This window comes from Flavobacterium sp. T50_26, from assembly GCF_057652995.1.
The window spans coordinates 35,958-54,321 of the sequence record NZ_JBYFCC010000022.1 but is presented as its reverse complement, the minus strand read 5'-3'; the positions used below and the strand labels follow the sequence as shown (position 1 = coordinate 54,321).

Below are 18,364 nucleotides of genomic sequence, written 5' to 3'. Positions count from 1 at the left end.
TACTGTTATGAAAAAATTCATTTTTCTTTTGCTCCTCTCCCCTTTTGTCGCCCTATCGCAAGTAGGTGTAAACACCACCAACCCCAATGCAATGATGGATATTACTTCAACTAATAATGGGTTATTAATTCCTCGTGTTGCTCTACTTTCCGCTATCGATAACACAACCGTAGTGAATCCACAAGGTGGAGCATTGGTTACATCCACGTTGGTTTACAACACCACTCCTGCGGGCGTTAGTCCGGATAATGTTGTTGCCGGATTCTACTATTGGAATGGCACTCGCTGGGTGGCCGTTGGTTCAGATGGCAGAGATTGGACCACGACAGGAAACAGCGGAACCAATCCAACTGATAACTTCATTGGAACAACTGATGATGTAGATTTTCGTGTTCGCACCAATAACAACCCGCGATTTAATTTTACAAACAACGGTAGATTAAGATCCTATGATAATGGACTAATTACACAACCCACTTACTCTTGGATGGGCGATGAAGACACCGGAATGTGGAGACCAGCTACCAATACATTAGATTTGGTAACCACCGGAATTTCACGTTTCCGTATTAACGACAATGGCAATGTTGGCATCAGTAATACCGTAGCACCTGCTAGACTAACCGTGCAAGGAACAAGAAATGCTCCTGCGTACCCCGGTGCAACCAGTAATGGAATTTTACGATTAGCACTTAATGCTACCGAAGGGTTAGACATCGGAAAAGCTGATTTTGCAGATAGTTATTCCGCTTGGATTCAGTCCGGTTTTGGTGGTTCTGCGGATCCGCTGAGTTTACAACCACTGGGAGGTAATGTGGGTATCAATACAACTGCTCCCTCCAATTCATTACATGTTAACGGAACAGTTCGAATTGTTGACGGAACACAAGCCAACGGACGAGTACTCACCTCTACTGCCACCGGAGTAGCCAGTTGGCAACCCATTTCCATTAACAATGTAGTTGGTATTTTGGGAGCTACCGGAATTAATATTCCATACAACACAACCAACTATTTGCAAACCGGATCCAGAATAGTTTTGCCACCGGGTCGATGGGCTGTGAATGTAACAATGTTGATGCGAAGAACCGGTGGTGCTGGGGCAGTAACACCAAACAATTCCTCTTTTTGGCTTCGTACTTCGTTTTCAAATTCTGCAGCTGTAAACCCAACAATCTCACCTGACATTCAGGGAAGTTACTTTGTTAGTGGCAACTATTCGGGCTCTTCCTATTATTCTTTAGTGCAAGGAACAGTAGTCATTAATAATGCAACAGCCGGTAATCGTAACTATTACTACATTGCAGGAGCTACTGAAATTGTGAATACCACAAATACATTAGAAAATTTTGGTGGAGCTTGGTGGCAAGAAAACACAATTATTGCCTACCGAATTAATTAAATTATTGGTTTTTTGGCAGCTTATCCTGCCCTACACTGCAAGTCCTCGCACTACACGTGGTTTTTTTAAGCGGTTTTCAGTAGCTTCCGTTGGTCGCTCTGCCTCCCGCAAAAAAAACACACGTGTAGTGCTCCGGGCTTTCCGTTTCGGTCAGGGCTGGTTTTTTTTGCTACTAAGGAAATACCATTTCATAAAACAATTTCAATTTCAAAAATCAAATACAAAAAAATCAGTTCTGCATATCGTTAAATGTTTGCGAGTAAACAATTCAAACACTAAAACTAACTTATATTCACTTCAATAAAGTCGTTAACTTATATGACGTATATGGTAAAAAATCAATAATCCATTTTAAAAATAATCCACTATTTGCATAAAAAACTTAATTTTACCAATCTAAACAAACACCATGAACAACAACAGAATCTATAAAATGTCTTTTGCCGGTGTCTATCCCCACTACATCACCAAAGCAGAGAAAAAAGGACGCACTAAAGCCGAAGTAGATGAAATTATTTTCTGGCTCACCGGCTACAACGCAGAAACTTTGCAACAACACTTGGAACAAAAAACTGATTTTGAAACATTTTTTGCACAAGCTCCACAAATAAACCCCAATGCTTCTAAAATAACCGGCGTAATCTGTGGCTACCGTGTAGAAAATATCGAAGAAAAACTCATGCAACAAATCCGCTACCTAGACAAACTGATAGACGAATTGGCGAAAGGCAGTGCAATGGAAAAAATTTTGAGGAAGTAAAAACTGAAGTTCGGCTCATTTATTAAATTGATAAACTTAGAAGAAAAAATTTTTTCAAAAAGCCACTTGCAATAAAAACAAAAACTTTCAACTTCTTACCTTTTCTTAACACTAAAAAAAAAACCGGCATAATTTCATATATTTGAGAACATAAGTAAACGCCCTTTATATGTTTTCATCAGAATACATTTCAATCTACATCACACTAATCATCATTCTGATTGGTATATTTCTGTTCGTCAAAGAATATTTCACCATCGATACGTCATCCATTATCATTATGACCCTGTTCATCGTTACCGGAATATTGGATTACAAAGAAGGTCTTTCGGGCTTTACCAACAGTGCTCCCATCACCATTGCTTGTATGATGGTGATGAGTTATGCCGTCCTAAATTCGGGCTTACTCAAAGGGTTTCGGGACATTTTAGTCAAAATCGGTAAGAAGAATTACGCGTTAACCCTCGTCGTGTTTTGTGTGATTACGGCTGTGTTTTCGGCGTTCATTAACGACTCTGCTGTGGTGGCGATTATGATTCCGATTGTGTTGCAAGTGAGCAGCAAAAGTTCGATAAGTGCTTCCAAATTATTGTTGCCAATTTCTTTTGCCGCTGCGATGGGCGGAGCGACCACTATCATCGGAACGAGTGCCAATTTAGTCGTGAGCGGTTATGCCGAAGATAACGGTTTACCGGGGTTTCAAATGTTTAGTTTTGCTATTCCGGCTTTAATAATCACTTCTGTCGGATTTATCTATCTGTTGTTTGTTGCTCCATTTTTATTGCCCAAAAGAAATAGTTTGGTAGACGATATGCAAAAAGAATCCAACCAATTTATCACCGAAATTATCATTAATGAAGACAGTGCCGACATCGGTAAAACCATCGCCGAAAGCATTCTCAGGCAAAAATACAACGTTGAAATCATTGAAGTAAATAACCTCAACAACCGAAAAAACAAGCTGGAAGAACGATGGAAATTAAAAGCCAACGACCATCTGAAAATCGTCATTCATTTTAACGAACTCAACGACATTCGGCACGATAACAATTATACGCTAGAAGATGACAAACCGCTCTTTAGCGATGTTATTGAAAAAAATGATAAAGGAAATCAGTTATACGAAGCCATCATCCCTTTTGGCTCTAAACTCGCCGGACAAACGTTGAATGACATTAAATTCAGAGAAAGATACAGTGCTAATGTTTTGGCAGTGAGAAATTTAAAGAAAAACAGATTCTCAAATTTAGGCAACTTTAAACTCAGCGAAGGAAATGTATTGGTGGTCGATTCTTCTGCCGAATCGTTTAACGAGATGATTAAGCACAAAATGCTTTTTCCACTCCAAGAAATTGCAAGTCAAAAATTGGATAAACGCAAAGCAATCATTAGCGTACTCATTTTAGTCGGCGTAATTACTGCTGCTGCGATGGGAATTACCTCGATAGTTGTAGCCGGAATGGTGGGCTGCTTATCCCTTGTGGTGCTCAATGTCTTGAAACCCCAAGAAGCCTACGACACCATCGATTGGAAAGTAATTTTTATGATTGCCGGTGTGTTAAGCATGGGAACCGCCTTAGAAAAAACAGGAACTTCCAAAATCATAGCCGATTTTTTAGCCACTAATCTCGGTAATTTCGATTTGCACATTACATTAGCGTTCGTCTATTTAGTTACACTCATTGCCACCAATATCCTCTCCGGAAAAGCCGCTGCCGCATTAATGGCACCCATCGCCATTCAGTTCGCTTTGAGTATGGAAGTGAACTATCAACCCTTCCTGATTGCCATTATGTTTGCATGTGCCTACACGTTTATGACGCCCATTTGCAACCCAACCAACACGATGGTCTATTCACCCGGAAATTACACCTTCAAAGACTATATCAAGGTCGGTTTGCCCCTAAACATCATCATTTGGATCGTAGCTGTGTTTGTGATACCGCTGTTTTTCCCGTTTAAGTAATTTTAGAAGCTATTCCCGCTTTTCATTCCAAGCTTGTTTGCCAAAGCTGTTTTTTCTAAGCCGCCCCAAGAGCTTCCTTTGGTCGCTTTAGGCCAGCAAGAAAAAATCAGCTACGGCAGCACAAGGCTTTCCATTCCAATCGGGGCTAGGAGATTGTGCTTTAAAAGAAAATCTGTTTATAAAGTTATTTTGATGATTTATAACATCTTTTGTTATATTTGATAAATCAATAAAGTATGATAATTATAATCCAAAGCTACGCATATTTGGGTGTAATAGTATGATTTTGATATACATATAAACAAGTTTAATGCAAGTTCCAGACAACTCTCCATATGAAAGATAAAATCGAAAAATATAAAATTGACGGCAAAGTTTATACTTGGAAATATCTTGAAAATTCAAGGAATTATCCAGGCTGGAATTTTACGGTTGATAAATCTGCAAGTGGAAGCTTAGTAGAATTGCTCAATTTAATGAACCAGTGTGAATGGTCGAGCAGAAAGGAAATCCAAATTTCTAAGCCAACAGAAAACCAAATTAAAGTTCCGAATAATCAAAACGGAATTGCCAAATGGAAAACTGTATCTAAATTAATTTTGACTTCTAAAAAAACTGCAGAGAAAGAGTTTTGGCAAGTACTGGAAAAAGAAAACGAAATTGAAATTCAGTTTGGAGAAAATAAACTGATTGACTTTGAGAAAGCTATAAGCGGAATACCAAAAGGGATTGGAGACTTTGCCATCACGAGTGATTCGGAAGAAAACATCTTGTACTTGTGGTGGAATAGTGAGAGTTAAGAACCTGCATATAACAGCCACTACAAAGGATTTGGGCATTTGGTTTAATGGAAAAATGGTTTTGTATTTGGAATATTTGGCAAATCCGAAAATAAAGTTTAATTTAACCCCAAACCCGCTGTAGTGCCAGAACGTTATCCAATATCTTGCAAGAAACCGAAAAAAATTGATTAATGAACATTAGCTTTGATCTTGATAGTACTTTAATTCCAAATGGAAAAGAATTTGAAACCGAAAAAATAAGCAGAATCGGAAAACTATTTGGTGTAGAAAAAATACGTAAAGGAACTCGGGAATTAATTTCTGATTTACAAAAAGAAGGTCATAAAGTTCATATTTACACAACATCATTTAGAACAAAAAATAAAATAAGATTTACATTATTTTACTATGGAATTCGAGTTAATCGAATAATCACTCAAACTGAAAATCAAAAGAAATTAAAATCTCTAAAAATCAATTCTTCAAAATATCCAATTGCATTTAATTTCGACATTCATATTGACGATTCAAAAGGTGTTGGAATGGAAGCTGATAAACATAATTTTCGATCTATAATTATCGAACCATCAGAGAAAAAATGGGTTGAGAAAGTGAAAACTGAAATAAAAAACGTCAAGTAAAAGCAGTTACAAGAAATTACTAGTCTTGGTTTATGTTAGAATTCTTGATTTTTGAAACAAAGTTTTGTCTATATTTGAAATCGACATGAATGTGGTAGGCAACTTCTTATAGCTGCCAAATGTTAAAATTTCCAAAAAATGTTCCAAAGCAAAGTAAACTCATCCAACTCAAAATTATTTAGTTTAACACATTATTGTATAACCATTTTCAAATAAAATATAAGAAATGGTAATCCTACAAAGCCAAAGTAGTATTGGCAGACCACTCGATATATCAACTTGAATCAAATCGTTTTTGGAATTCTAGAATTGAAATACTACAAGAAGGAAAAACACTCTTCTATTTTGAAATGGGATAGAAAGAAATTGTAATTACCTCCTATTTGAAAGGTGAGACAAAAAATATTTACTGCAATAAAAGGTTTATGGAGTCAGTAAATACCTGCTTGTTGACGCAAATGAAAAAGATTATTGTTATTCAATTATAATGGAATAAATTTATAGTAGACTTCACCATCAAAACCGCAAACGAATTTGAAATTTTTGAAAATAATGAACTTTTTTATTAACAACGTTGCACTTTATAAAATATACTATTGCATTCATTAATTCTATTAGTTATAAATTTTTATAAGTCTGAGTTTCTCAACAAAACCTTCACAAAATTGAAGAAGTGAATATGATAAAATTTTCAATGTAATAAAATCAATCAAATAATAGTATATTTGAAAAATTTCAAATAAAAACCGACGTTATTAATGAAAAAATTTAATATCAAAGAATTCGGAAACACTATCTTAAATTATGGTTTGTGGCAGGGTTTCAAATTGCAATTTAAAATGAATTTTGGTGACACAACCAAACTAAAAGTACCAGGCGTGAAAAGTATTATTTCACTACGTAAAAATACATCAGACCTACCCACTTTTGTTCAAGTATTTGTTACTCAAGAATATAAAAGAAATTTCAACAATCCAAAAGTTATCTTTGATTGTGGAGCAAATATTGGACTGTTCTCTGTTTACATAAAAAACAAGTATCCTGAATCTAAAGTAATTGCAATAGAACCAGACCCTGAAAATTTTGTTCAACTGCAAAAAAACACAAAAGAATATAGCTCTGTTATTTGTGAAAATAAAGGTATTTGGAATAAAGATACCAAATTAAAAGTATATGACAAATTCAATTCAGGAAAATGGGGAATGGTTGTAGAAGAAGATTTGGAAAACGGAAACATTCAAGCAGTTTCCATAAATTCGTTAATGAAGAAGCATGATATTCAACATATTGATTTATTAAAAATTGATATTGAAACAAGTGAAAAACAACTTTTTTCAGATAACTATAGTGAATGGTTGCCTTTAGTAAAAACCATTTTTATTGAACTACATGACAGCATGGAAAAAGGTTGTTCAAAGTCTTTTTTTAAAGCCATCAATGAATCATTTGATAATTACAAACTTACGATTAGAGGTGAAAATATAATTATCGATAATTTAGATTTTAATAAATCATAGAAAAGTAAATGTTTAATAAGTATAGATTAATCTTATCTAAACTACAAAAAAACTTACTATTGTCAAATTCCCATCATTGCGTATCTTTGTTAAAATTAATTTACTTTAAATTAACTTTAATCAAACATTCCTTTTATGCAGCATATTATTGACCGGTTCATCAGCTATGTAACGATTGACACCGAATCTGATCCGAATTCAGAAACTACTCCAAGTTCTAAAAAACAATTAGTATTAGCCCGAAACCTAGTTAAAGAACTCAAAACCATTGGCATGGATGACGTGACGATGGATGAAAAAGGCTATATCATGGCTACTTTACCAAGCAATGTGGAACACGACGTTCCGGTAATTGGTTTTATTTCGCATTACGACACTACGCCGGATTTTACAGGTGCTAATGTGAAACCACAAATTATCTCAAACTACGACGGTAAAGACATCGTGTTGAACGCCGAGCAAAATATCGTGTTGTCTCCCTCCTATTTTAGTGATTTATTGCAATACAAAGGGCAAACCATCATTACAACAGACGGAACTACACTTTTAGGTGCAGACGACAAAGCAGGAATTACCGAAATTGTAACGGCAATGGAATTTCTAATCAAGAATCCTGAAATCAAACACGGTAAAATTCGGGTTGGTTTTACACCGGATGAAGAAATTGGTCGTGGTGCTCATCATTTTGATGTAGAAAAATTTGGAGCTGATTGGGCTTACACGATGGATGGTAGCCAAATTGGCGAATTGGAATATGAAAACTTTAATGCTGCCGGAGCAAAAATTACCTTCAAAGGAAAAAGCGTTCACCCTGGTTATGCAAAAGGAAAAATGATTAATTCGATGTTGTTGGCTTCCAAATTCATATCCAAATTACCAAAAAAAGAAGTGCCGGAAGAAACCAAAGGTTATGAAGGATTTTTTCACGTAACCGGAATTACAGGAAGCATTGAAGAAAGCACGGTTTCGTTAATTATTCGCGACCATGACAAAAAATTATTCAAAAAAAGAAAAGAGTTTTTGCATGATTTAACGGCTAAATTCAATAAAAAATTTAAAAAACAATTTGGTGATGATATCGCCATTATCGAAATCAAAGACCAATATTATAATATGAAAGAAAAGGTAGAACCGGTTTTTCATATTGTAAAAATTGCTGAAAAGGCAATGAAAAAGTTAAACATTAAACCACTCATTAAACCTATTCGTGGCGGAACAGATGGTTGTCAACTTTCCTACAAAGGTTTGCCATGTCCGAATATTTTTGCGGGCGGACACAATTTTCACGGAAAATATGAATATGTTCCGGTGGAAAGTATGCAAAAAGCAGTGGAAGTTATTGTGAAAATTGTTGAATTGACTGCGGAAAAGAAATAAATTATACTTTTTATAGCCGCTGATTAGCTGATTATTTTTATTTTTAATCAGCGAATCAGTGGCTTTTTTTTTGCCACGAATTTCACGAATCTCACGAATTTTTAGAAAAAAAACTATCATAGATAAATCGAATTTTAAGCTGCCGCTCATTCGCTGATTCTATTATTTTTAATCTGTAAATCAGAGCCTTTTTATTTTTACAATTATGGAAGACAAAAAAACTTGGAACAGAAATCAGAAATGGCTTGAAGAAATTGAATTACTCAAATCCATCATCGTGAAAACCGATTTGGTTGAAACCACCAAATGGGGCGGAATTGTTTATACTTGGAACAACCGCAACATCATTGGAATTGGCGGATTTAAAGATTATTTCACGATTTGGTTTTTTAATGGTGTCTTTCTTTCGGATGAAAAAAATGTGTTGGTAAATGCCGGAGAAGGTGTTACCAAAGGATTACGGCAATGGCGATTTACTTCAAAAGAGGAAGTGAACGAAAAATTAGTTCTTCACTACGTGAATCAAGCCATAGAAAATGAAAAAAACGGACTTTCGATTAAGCCTGAAAAAAAGGAAGTAAAACCTTCCGAATTTTTTCTATCCAAACTTGAGGAAGATAAAAATTTAGTAGAAAAATTCAATGCTTTTTCTCCCTTCAAACAAAAAGAATTCATAGAATACATTGATTCTGCCAAACAGGAAAAAACAAAACTTGACCGCTTTGAAAAAATAAAACCGATGCTTTTGGCAAACATCGGTTTAAATGATAAGTATCGAAAATAATTATTTCTTTTCTACTAATTTAGCACTCATTTCCATAGAAATAGCTGAGCGTTCCATTTTTAATTTTCCAGACATTGTTTCAATCACAACTGTACCTTCAGATACTTCAGCAATTTTTCCGTGAAGTCCGCTTTTGGTGATAATTCTATCGCCTACTTTTAAATTACTTTCAAATTCTTTTTCTTGTTTTGCACGTTTTTGTTGCGGTCTGATCATAAAAAAATAAATGACCACAAACATTAATAAAAACGGTAATAACGATTGAATATTTTCCATATTATTGATTAGTTACAGCAGGAGCTTCTGCTTTTGGTTTTGGTGTTACGTTTGCTTTTATGGTTAAAACATCTTTTCCGGAAGCTGTATTAGCTGTGATGTTAACCGATTTTTGTTGCATTCCAGGTTTTCCGTTACTGTCGAAAGACACTTTCATTTTTCCTGTTTTTCCCGGTTTAATTGGTTCTTTCGGAAATTCAGGAACAGTACAACCACATGATCCTGAAGCATTGGCAATAATTAAGTCGGCTTCACCTGTGTTGGTAAAAGTAAAAGTTGTTTCTACTTTAGCACCTTCATTTATTACACCAAAATCATGTTCTTTTTTGTTGAACGTCATTACCGGATATTTACCGTCTGCCGGTGGCGTTGCAACAGTTGCATCGGGTTGAACGGTTTCAGTTGCTGGTGGGTTTTGTGTTTGAGGATTTCCAACATATTCATTAATTGGAATATCTTTACTGTTTGGATCGATTTTAGAAAGTGCATCTTCTTTTTTACAAGAAAGTAATGATGCAAAAACGAACATCGCAAAAATTGATTTTCTTAACATAGTTAGTTGAATTTAAAAATTACATTAAACCTCTTCCGGTTTTCTTTAATTTATCTGCTTTTTGGAAATCTTTGACTAAGTTGTCTAAAACTCCGTTTATAAAAATACTGCTTTTTGGTGTGGCATATTCTTTCGCTATCTCCAAATACTCGTTTATAGTTACTTTAACGGGAATAGATGGAAATCGCAAAAACTCACAAATAGCCATTTTCAACATGATAGTATCAACTTCAGAAATACGATCCGGATCCCAATTTGGCGTTCTATCGATATATTCTTTAGCTAATTCATTTTCGTTTAAAACTGTTTTTCTGAATAAATCGCGAGCAAAATCTTTGTCTTCGGTATCTTTATATAATGGTAAAACAGCAAACGATTTTTCAACACCCTCTTCAATATGTTTCAATTGCTTAAGAATCATTGTGTTTACCAACGGAATATCATCCACCCAAGTGAGTTTATAATCTTCTAAATAATCATACAATTTTTCGTTAGATGCAACTAACTCAGTGAACATATCTGCCAAGAATTTTTTATCGTTTTCAAACGAATCTGTCTTGTCTGACAAATAATTTTGATAAAGCGAACTCTTTTTGATGTCTTCCAATAGAATCAAAATAAGGTCATCATTCTGACTCCAATTGTTGATTTTTCGTTTTTCTAAAGCGATGGAAAGCGAATTATTCTCTTCCAAAGCATGTAAGACACGATTTGTAATAAATTTTCTGTTTGGCTTTAAGTCCTTTTCAGTAGCTAAATGTTTCTTGGACGCTTTCTCCAAAAAATCTTCTTCTTTTTTTCTGATTTCAACTAAGGCAGAAACCACAATCAAATATAAATCCTGAATACTTTCGATACTTGCGAATAAGAATTTTTCTTCTTTTTCCAATTGATCAGAACCGCTCTGATGCATTGCATAAATGGTTTGCAATACTTTTACCCGAATATGTCTCCTGTTTAACACGTTGTAAGAACTTTTTAAAAAATTAGTGACGCCCCGTAGGACGTCACAAAAATAGTATTATTTATCGGAAAAATTTATTTCCCGCTTTCTTTTTTACGTAGATTTATTCTATTTTGAGCAATTGTTAAAGCTGCTTGATGCGTTGTGATATTGTTTTTCACAGCATAATCAAAGATTTCCAACGTTGTATTGTAGATGTTTTCCGTTCTTCTCATTGCTTCTGCTTTGTCATAATGTTCAATTTCTGCATAAACATTTATGATTCCACCGGCGTTGATTAAGAAATCGGGAGCATACAAAATTCCTCTTTCTTGAAGAATTTTTCCGTGAATGTTTTCATTTGCTAATTGATTATTGGCTGCACCGGCTACAATAGAGGCATTCAATTTATAAACTGTATCATCATTGATGGTAGCTCCTAATGCACAAGGAGCATAAATGTCAACATCGGCTGCATATAGATCAGAACCATTGAAAACTTTTGCACCATAATGAGCACCAACTTCTTTCAAACGAGCTTCATTTATATCAGAAATGGTCACAATTGCACCTTCTTTTGTTAAATAATCAACCAAAGTTTCGCCAACATGGCCAATTCCTTGCACCAAAACTTTGATTCCGGCTAATGATTCTGAACCAAATTTATATTTTGCAGCTGCTTTCATTCCCATGTAAACACCAAAAGCAGTTACGGGAGAGGGGTTTCCTGATCCACCTCTTGATTCAGAAATTCCGGTTACGTAAGGTGTTACATCTCTCACAGTATCCATATCTTCGGTCTGCATTCCTACATCCTCTGCAGTAATATACTTTCCGCTTAATGAATGAACGAATTCACCAAACTTTCGCATTAATTCCGGTGTTTTTTGCGTTTTAGCATCACCAATAATCACTGCTTTTCCTCCGCCAAGGTTTAATCCTGTGATAGCAGATTTAAAAGTCATTCCGCGTGATAAACGTAAAACATCGTTCAAAGCTTCCCATTCATTGGTGTAGTTCCACATTCTTGTTCCACCCAATGCTGGTCCTAAAACTGTGTTATGAATTCCAATTATTGCCTTTAAACCAGTATCTTTGTCATTGCAAAAAACAATTTGCTCATGATTATCAAAGGATACTTGTCCAAAAACCGGATCCATTTTTTGAAGTTCTTTAGGAGTTGTTACTTCTGCTATCATAGTTGAATATTTAATTGGTAAAATTATGACTTTGTCAAAAAGACATAACAAAAGTAGCACTAAAATCAAAAGAACGCAATAAAATTTAATAATTTTAGCAATCTGTTAATAACAAACACGAATTGAAGATAATTTTAAAATAACACAATTCTCAATTTTTTAACACTTTTTAACCCATAGCCTCTCATCTGAATTAAATAACATGAAAGAACTACATTATTTAAATAAATATTTCATAAAATATAAATACCGTTTTTTGTTAGGTATTATCATTACAATTGTTGCACAAATATTCTCACTATTTATTCCAAAACTAGTAAGTAAATCAATGAATATTATTGATGCGTATATTAAAAACCCAATTAGCGACACCAGTTTAATCAAAAAAGAACTGCTCATTAGTTTAGGATTAATCATTGGAGCAACTGTAATTGCAGGATTTTTGACGTTTTTAATGCGACAAACTTTGATAGTAATGTCTCGCCATGTTGAATTCGACCTGAAGAATGAAGTTTTTCAACAATATGAACGTTTATCGCAAAGTTTTTACAAAAGAAACCGAACGGGAGATTTAATGAACCGGATTTCGGAAGATGTGGGTAAAGTCCGTATGTATGTTGGTCCGGCCGTTATGTACACCATCAACACCTTCATCCGCTTTGCCATTGTGATTATATATATGTATAATGTTTCACCTAAACTGACCTTATATACTATTCTCCCATTGCCGCTTCTCTCCTACTTCATTTTTAAATTGAGTGTGGAAATCAATAACAGAAGTCGCATTTATCAAGAAAATCTATCTACACTTTCCAGTTTTTCACAGGAAATGTTTTCCGGAATTAGAGTGATAAAAGCCTATGCTTTGGAAGGACAAAACAAAAAAGAATTCAATGGTTTGGCACAAGAAAGTCGTGATAAGAATATGAGTTTAGCATTAGTAAATTCATTATTTGGACCATTAATGATTTTGTTGATTGGATTGAGTAATTTAGTTGTAATTTATTTTGGTGGGATGATGTATGTGGATGGAACCATTGAAAACATTGGAACTATAGCCGAATTTATTTTGTATGTTAACATGCTTACATGGCCGGTAGCTTCTATCGGATGGGTTTCTTCATTGGTTCAAGAAGCTGAAGCTTCTCAAAAACGTATCAACGAATTTTTAAAAATTGAACCGGAAATTAAGAATCATAATCCAAATAACGATACGATTCAAGGTTCGATTGCTTTTAAAAATGTGAGTTTTACCTATGAAGACACCAATATTCAAGCGTTAAAAGATATTTCATTTGAAGTGAAGAAAGGTGAAACTTTAGCAATTTTAGGAAAAACAGGTTCGGGAAAATCTACACTTCTTTCTTTGATTTGCAGATTATATGATGTGGAAAAAGGTTCGATTACTATGGATGGAAAAAAATTGGCCGATTTAAACCTTCACGATCTTCGAAATAGTATCGGAATTGTTCCTCAAGATGCTTTTTTGTTTTCGGATAGTATTAAAAATAATATTAAATTCGGAAAAGAAGATGCTACAGACGAAGAAGTGGTTGAAGCGGCTAAACTAGCTATTGTTCACGACAATATCATCAACTTTAAAAATCAATATGATACCGTTTTGGGCGAAAGAGGAATCACACTTTCCGGAGGACAAAAACAACGGGTTTCTATTGCCAGAGCAATTATAAAAGATCCTGAAATTTTGCTTTTTGATGATTGCTTATCAGCCGTTGATACAGAAACGGAAGAACAAATTCTGAACAACTTATTTGATATTTGTAAAAATAAAACTACATTAATTGTGAGCCATCGAGTTTCTTCAGCTAAAAATTCAGATAAAATTATTATCTTAGAAGAAGGAGAAATTATACAACAAGGCACTCATTTTCAATTATTAAATCAAGAAGGTTATTATAAGGAATTGTATTTGAAACAACTTTCTGAAAAAGAATTGTCGTAATTTTTTGATAATTCAATTATTTTTTAGATTTTTGGTTACTACTTACAACACTAAATTTGACAGAAAGATTATGAGAGAAAACGAAATGTTAGAAAAAGACGAAATTTTTTCTAAAGTTTTAAGAGCAGGCAGAAGAACCTATTTCTTCGATGTTAGAGCAACCAAAGCAGACGACTATTACATTACCATCACAGAAAGTAAAAAATTTACAGAAGAAGATGGTTCTTTCCACTTTAAAAAACACAAAATTTATTTATATAAAGAAGATTTTGTTGCCTTTAAAGAAATTCTAGACGATATGACTGCCTATGTTTTAGACCACAAAGGCGAAGAAGTTATTTCAGAAAGACATCAAAAAGATTTCAAAAAAGAATATGCTTCGGAAACGGTTGAGAGTGAAGATGCTCCAAAAGCGAGTTTTACCGACATTGATTTTGATGATATTTAAAACTTAAATCCCTTTTCGAAGGGATTTTTTTTATCCAATCCGCAAACCGTTTGCTACTTTTTTATCGGATGATAAAAGTACAATATCACTGTCTTCACCCACCGAACCTAACACTAAACATTCGCTCATGAATTTCCCGATTTGCTTCTTGGGAAAGTTCACAACGGCAACAATTTGCTTTCCAATTAATTCTTCTTTATTATATCGTTTCGTAATTTGAGCCGATGTTTTTTTGATTCCTATCTCATCGCCAAAATCAATCGTTAATTGATAAGCCGGTTTTCGAGCTTCAGGAAAATCATTTACTTCTAAAATAGTTCCAATTCGCATTTCTACCTTTTCAAATTCTTCCCAACTCAACATAATAATTTATTCTTAAAAATTTAAACTCAAAAATAAGAATATCAATCTAAAAATTCTTAACTTTAAGCATTAACTTAAAAAAATTATCCGCAGTAATGGCAAGAACAGAATCAAGCATGATTTCTTTAGGAACTTTAGCTCCAAATTTTCATTTAAAAGACACCAATTCCAATGATTTTTTCACGTTTTCAGATTGCAAAGGCGAAAAAGGAACGTTAGTTTTTTTTATTTGTAATCATTGTCCGTTTGTGCATCACGTAATTGATGAAATTATTTTGGTTGCCAATGATTACCGCGTACAAGGAATCGGAATCGTAGCCATTTCAAGCAATGATTCAACACAATATCCGGAAGATAGTCCGGAGTTAATGACTGAATTTGCTTTTGAAAACAAGTTTGAATTTCCGTATTTATATGATGAAACACAAGAAGTTGCCAAAGCTTTTGGAGCAGCTTGCACGCCTGATTTTTTTCTTTTTGATAATCAGGACAAATTGGTGTATCGTGGACAATTAGATGATTCTCGTCCCGGAAACGGCATTCCACTAAGTGGAAGCGATTTACGAGGAGCTATTGACAGTGTTTTGTATAACAGAAGCGTCAACCCAAATCAAAAACCAAGTATCGGTTGTAATATTAAATGGAAAAAATAAATGGAAATTATTCATATTAGTGCCGAATGTTATCCGGTGGCAAAAGTGGGCGGTTTAGCCGATGTGGTTGGAGCATTACCAAAATATTTAAACAAATTAGGTCAACATGCCAAAGTGGTTGTGCCGGGTTATGACAATAAATTTACGAATGAAAACGAATTTGAAACTGTTCATCAAGGTCAATTGCGATTGGGATGGTTTCAATTTTCATATACAATTCTTAAAGAAAAAACCAATAAACTTGGATTTGAGTTATTTCTAATTGCTATTCCAGAATTATTTGATCGTCCTAATGTCTATTCCTATCAAGATGATACCGAGCGATTTACTGCTTTTCAAGTTGCTTTTTTAAATTGGTTAACCGAAACCAATCAAGTTCCTGATATCATTCATTGCCACGATCATCACACCGGACTGATTCCTTTTATGATGTCGCATGCACCAATATATCAACATTTGAATCGTGTCCCAACGGTTTTAACCATTCATAACGGGCAATACCAAGGTTGGTTTGGTTTTGATAAATTGCATTATTTACCGCAAGTAAGCTCGTCGCGTTTAGGATTTTTAGAATGGAATGGAATTATCAATCCACTTGCTTCAGCCATAAAATGTGCTTGGAAAGTAACCACTGTTTCGCCAAGTTATTTAGATGAAATGAGCGAAAAAGCCAATGGTTTAGAAAATTTATTGCGTTTTGAACGCCCAAAATGCCTCGGAATTTTAAACGGAATTGATAATGAAGTTTGGAATCCGAAAACTGACGAAATGCTCGAATTTAATTATGAGGTAAAAACCTTAAAAGACGGAAAAGCCAAGAATAAGAAGATTTTATGCGAACAATTTAACTTAGATCCAACCAAACCACTTTTCACTTTCATAGGAAGATTGGTTGGCGAAAAAGGTGCCGATTTATTACCTGAAATTTGCAGCATTGCATTAAGCAGAAATCCGAACGAAATCAATATTTTAATTTTAGGTTCAGGCGATTCGAATGTGGAGCATGGTTTAACACAACTAACTCATTTCTACAGCGGAAATTACAATGCTTACATTGGTTATAACGAAAAATTAGCCCACATCATTTATGCCGGAGCAGATTATTTATTGATGCCATCTCGCGTTGAACCGTGTGGATTAAATCAATTGTATGCGTTGCGATACGGCACAATTCCGATTGTAAGAAGAACCGGCGGTTTAAAAGATACCGTACTAGATATTGGCGATGGCGGATTCGGAATTTGTCATGATCACACTAGTGTTTATGATGTAAATCATTCGATAACCAGAGCAATTGATTTATACAACGACTCCAAACTTTTTGAAAAAACAAGAAAAACGATTATGCAAATTGACCACTCATGGGAAAAAGTTGCACAAGAATATATAGATGTTTATCAATCATTAAAAAATTAACCACATGAAAAAAGAAGTATTAGCCATCATTTTAGGCGGTGGACAAGGCTCACGATTGTATCCGTTAACGGAAAGTCGTTCGAAACCGGCTGTTCCTATTGCAGGAAAATATCGTTTAGTTGATATTCCTATCTCAAATTGTATCAATTCAGATATTAAACGAATGTTTGTATTGACTCAATTTAACTCGGCTTCCTTAAATCAACACATCAAAAACACCTACCATTTCAGTTATTTTAGTTCAGCATTTGTTGATATTTTAGCTGCCGAACAAACACCGGACAACCCAACGTGGTTTCAGGGTACGGCTGATGCGGTTCGTCAATGTATGCAGCATTTTTTAAATCATGAATTTGACTATGCTTTAATTTTGTCGGGTGATCAATTGTATCAAATGGATTTTAATCAAATGATTGATGCTCATCAAAAAAGTGGTGCATCAATTACAATAGCTACTTTACCGGTTTCGGCAAAAGAAGCTCCTGAATTTGGTATTTTGAAAACAGATGAAAACAGTTTTATTTCATCCTTTATAGAAAAACCGGCAGCAGAATTATTACCACAATGGACTTCTGATGTGAGTGATGAAATGAAAAATGAAGGCAGACATTATTTAGCTTCAATGGGAATTTATATCTTTAATCGTGATTTATTGATTAATTTAATGAAAAATCCTGATACGAAAGATTTTGGTAAAGAAATTATTCCGCAAGCCATTGGAAATCAACGAATATTAAGTTATCAATACGAAGGATATTGGACGGATATTGGAAATATCGATTCGTTTTTTGAAGCCAATTTAGGTTTAACCGATGATATTCCGAAGTTTAATTTGTTTGATAATAATAGTAAAATTTACACTCGTGCAAGGGTTTTACCTCCTGGAAAAACACTAGGAAAAACAACGATTGAAAAATCAATTGTTGCCGAAGGTTGTATTTTAAATTCAGCAATCATCGAACATTCCGTTATTGGTATTCGTGCTCGTGTGGATGAAGATACCGTCATCAAAAATTCCTATGTGATGGGTAGCGATTACTATCAAAATTTAGATGAATTAAATCAAAATATTGCCAATAACGTCAAAAATATTGGTATTGGGAAACGATGTTACATCAACAATACAATTGTAGATAAAAATTGTAGAATTGGTAATGATGTTTACTTAAACGGTGGAAAACATTTAGAAGATATCAACACTCCTTTATATACTATCAAAGAAGGTATTATTGTTGTAAAAAAAGGAGCCGTTTTGCCGGATGGTTTTAGAATAGAATAAGTTTCTTAAAAAGCTAAAAAAAAGGTTTATTGATTGATTTCA

At 34.3% G+C, this 18,364-nt stretch carries 18 protein-coding genes; 13 read left to right on the top strand and 5 right to left on the bottom strand.

Annotation, left to right across the window (positions count from 1 at the left end):
- The first annotated feature begins 7 nt into the window (after positions 1–7).
- From AC23MC_RS13195 to AC23MC_RS13160, 8 genes are all read left to right on the top strand, one after another.
- Positions 8–1,402: a hypothetical protein gene (locus AC23MC_RS13195; RefSeq protein ID WP_487568784.1), complete on the top strand. Its 1,395-nt coding sequence runs from the start codon at positions 8–10 to the stop codon at positions 1,400–1,402.
- 409 nt (positions 1,403–1,811) lie between these two features.
- The gene (locus tag AC23MC_RS13190) at positions 1,812–2,162 is read left to right on the top strand and encodes a DUF2200 domain-containing protein (RefSeq protein WP_487568785.1); all 351 of its coding nucleotides are present in this window, start codon (positions 1,812–1,814) and stop codon (positions 2,160–2,162) included.
- A 169-nt stretch (positions 2,163–2,331) separates the two neighbouring features.
- Complete coding sequence (locus AC23MC_RS13185; protein ID WP_487568786.1) at positions 2,332–4,128, top strand: SLC13 family permease; 1,797 nt, start codon at positions 2,332–2,334, stop codon at positions 4,126–4,128.
- Positions 4,129–4,463: 335 nt separating this feature from the next.
- Entirely contained in the window at positions 4,464–4,928 is a 465-nt protein-coding gene (locus tag AC23MC_RS13180) for a hypothetical protein (protein ID WP_487568787.1), read from the top strand.
- A 173-nt stretch (positions 4,929–5,101) separates the two neighbouring features.
- Positions 5,102–5,551: an HAD family hydrolase gene (locus AC23MC_RS13175; RefSeq protein WP_487568788.1), complete on the top strand. Its 450-nt coding sequence runs from the start codon at positions 5,102–5,104 to the stop codon at positions 5,549–5,551.
- A gap of 758 nt (positions 5,552–6,309) precedes the next feature.
- Positions 6,310–7,068: an FkbM family methyltransferase gene (locus AC23MC_RS13170; protein WP_487568789.1), complete on the top strand. Its 759-nt coding sequence runs from the start codon at positions 6,310–6,312 to the stop codon at positions 7,066–7,068.
- A 135-nt stretch (positions 7,069–7,203) separates the two neighbouring features.
- A complete protein-coding gene (gene pepT / locus AC23MC_RS13165; protein WP_487568790.1) occupies positions 7,204–8,445 on the top strand; it encodes a peptidase T in 1,242 nt (413 codons plus the stop codon).
- 205 nt (positions 8,446–8,650) lie between these two features.
- Positions 8,651–9,229, top strand: a complete 579-nt coding sequence (locus AC23MC_RS13160; RefSeq protein WP_487568791.1) for a YdeI/OmpD-associated family protein — start codon at positions 8,651–8,653, stop codon at positions 9,227–9,229.
- Here the strand turns inward: AC23MC_RS13160 and yajC are convergent, their stop codons facing one another.
- From yajC to AC23MC_RS13140, 4 genes are all read right to left on the bottom strand, one after another.
- Positions 9,230–9,505: a preprotein translocase subunit YajC gene (gene yajC / locus AC23MC_RS13155; protein WP_112086370.1), complete on the bottom strand. Its 276-nt coding sequence runs from the start codon at positions 9,503–9,505 to the stop codon at positions 9,230–9,232. It abuts the gene before it with no gap.
- A 1-nt stretch (position 9,506) separates the two neighbouring features.
- The gene (locus tag AC23MC_RS13150) at positions 9,507–10,058 is read right to left on the bottom strand and encodes a DUF1573 domain-containing protein (RefSeq protein ID WP_487568792.1); all 552 of its coding nucleotides are present in this window, start codon (positions 10,056–10,058) and stop codon (positions 9,507–9,509) included.
- Positions 10,059–10,077: 19 nt separating this feature from the next.
- A complete protein-coding gene (gene nusB, locus AC23MC_RS13145; RefSeq protein WP_487568793.1) occupies positions 10,078–10,971 on the bottom strand; it encodes a transcription antitermination factor NusB in 894 nt (297 codons plus the stop codon).
- A gap of 125 nt (positions 10,972–11,096) precedes the next feature.
- Entirely contained in the window at positions 11,097–12,200 is a 1,104-nt protein-coding gene (locus AC23MC_RS13140; protein WP_248434147.1) for a Glu/Leu/Phe/Val family dehydrogenase, read from the bottom strand.
- Between the two features lie 202 nt (positions 12,201–12,402).
- On the opposite strand from AC23MC_RS13140, the gene AC23MC_RS13135 reads away from it, so the two are divergent.
- A complete protein-coding gene (locus AC23MC_RS13135; protein WP_487568794.1) occupies positions 12,403–14,163 on the top strand; it encodes an ABC transporter ATP-binding protein in 1,761 nt (586 codons plus the stop codon).
- Between the two features lie 70 nt (positions 14,164–14,233).
- Complete coding sequence (locus AC23MC_RS13130) at positions 14,234–14,611, top strand: PUR family DNA/RNA-binding protein (RefSeq protein WP_291096063.1); 378 nt, start codon at positions 14,234–14,236, stop codon at positions 14,609–14,611.
- Between the two features lie 30 nt (positions 14,612–14,641).
- Here the strand turns inward: AC23MC_RS13130 and AC23MC_RS13125 are convergent, their stop codons facing one another.
- The gene (locus tag AC23MC_RS13125; RefSeq protein WP_487568795.1) at positions 14,642–14,974 is read right to left on the bottom strand and encodes a tRNA-binding protein; all 333 of its coding nucleotides are present in this window, start codon (positions 14,972–14,974) and stop codon (positions 14,642–14,644) included.
- Between the two features lie 95 nt (positions 14,975–15,069).
- Here AC23MC_RS13125 and AC23MC_RS13120 point away from each other — a divergent pair, with 95 nt between their 5' ends.
- The 3 genes from AC23MC_RS13120 to AC23MC_RS13110 are packed head-to-tail and all read left to right on the top strand — an operon-like array spanning position 15,070 to position 18,322.
- Complete coding sequence (locus AC23MC_RS13120) at positions 15,070–15,627, top strand: thioredoxin family protein (protein ID WP_487568796.1); 558 nt, start codon at positions 15,070–15,072, stop codon at positions 15,625–15,627.
- Positions 15,628–17,043: a glycogen synthase gene (locus AC23MC_RS13115; protein ID WP_487568797.1), complete on the top strand. Its 1,416-nt coding sequence runs from the start codon at positions 15,628–15,630 to the stop codon at positions 17,041–17,043. It abuts the gene before it with no gap.
- Positions 17,044–17,047: 4 nt separating this feature from the next.
- A complete protein-coding gene (locus tag AC23MC_RS13110) occupies positions 17,048–18,322 on the top strand; it encodes a glucose-1-phosphate adenylyltransferase (protein WP_487568798.1) in 1,275 nt (424 codons plus the stop codon).
- The last annotated feature ends 42 nt before the right edge of the window (positions 18,323–18,364 follow it).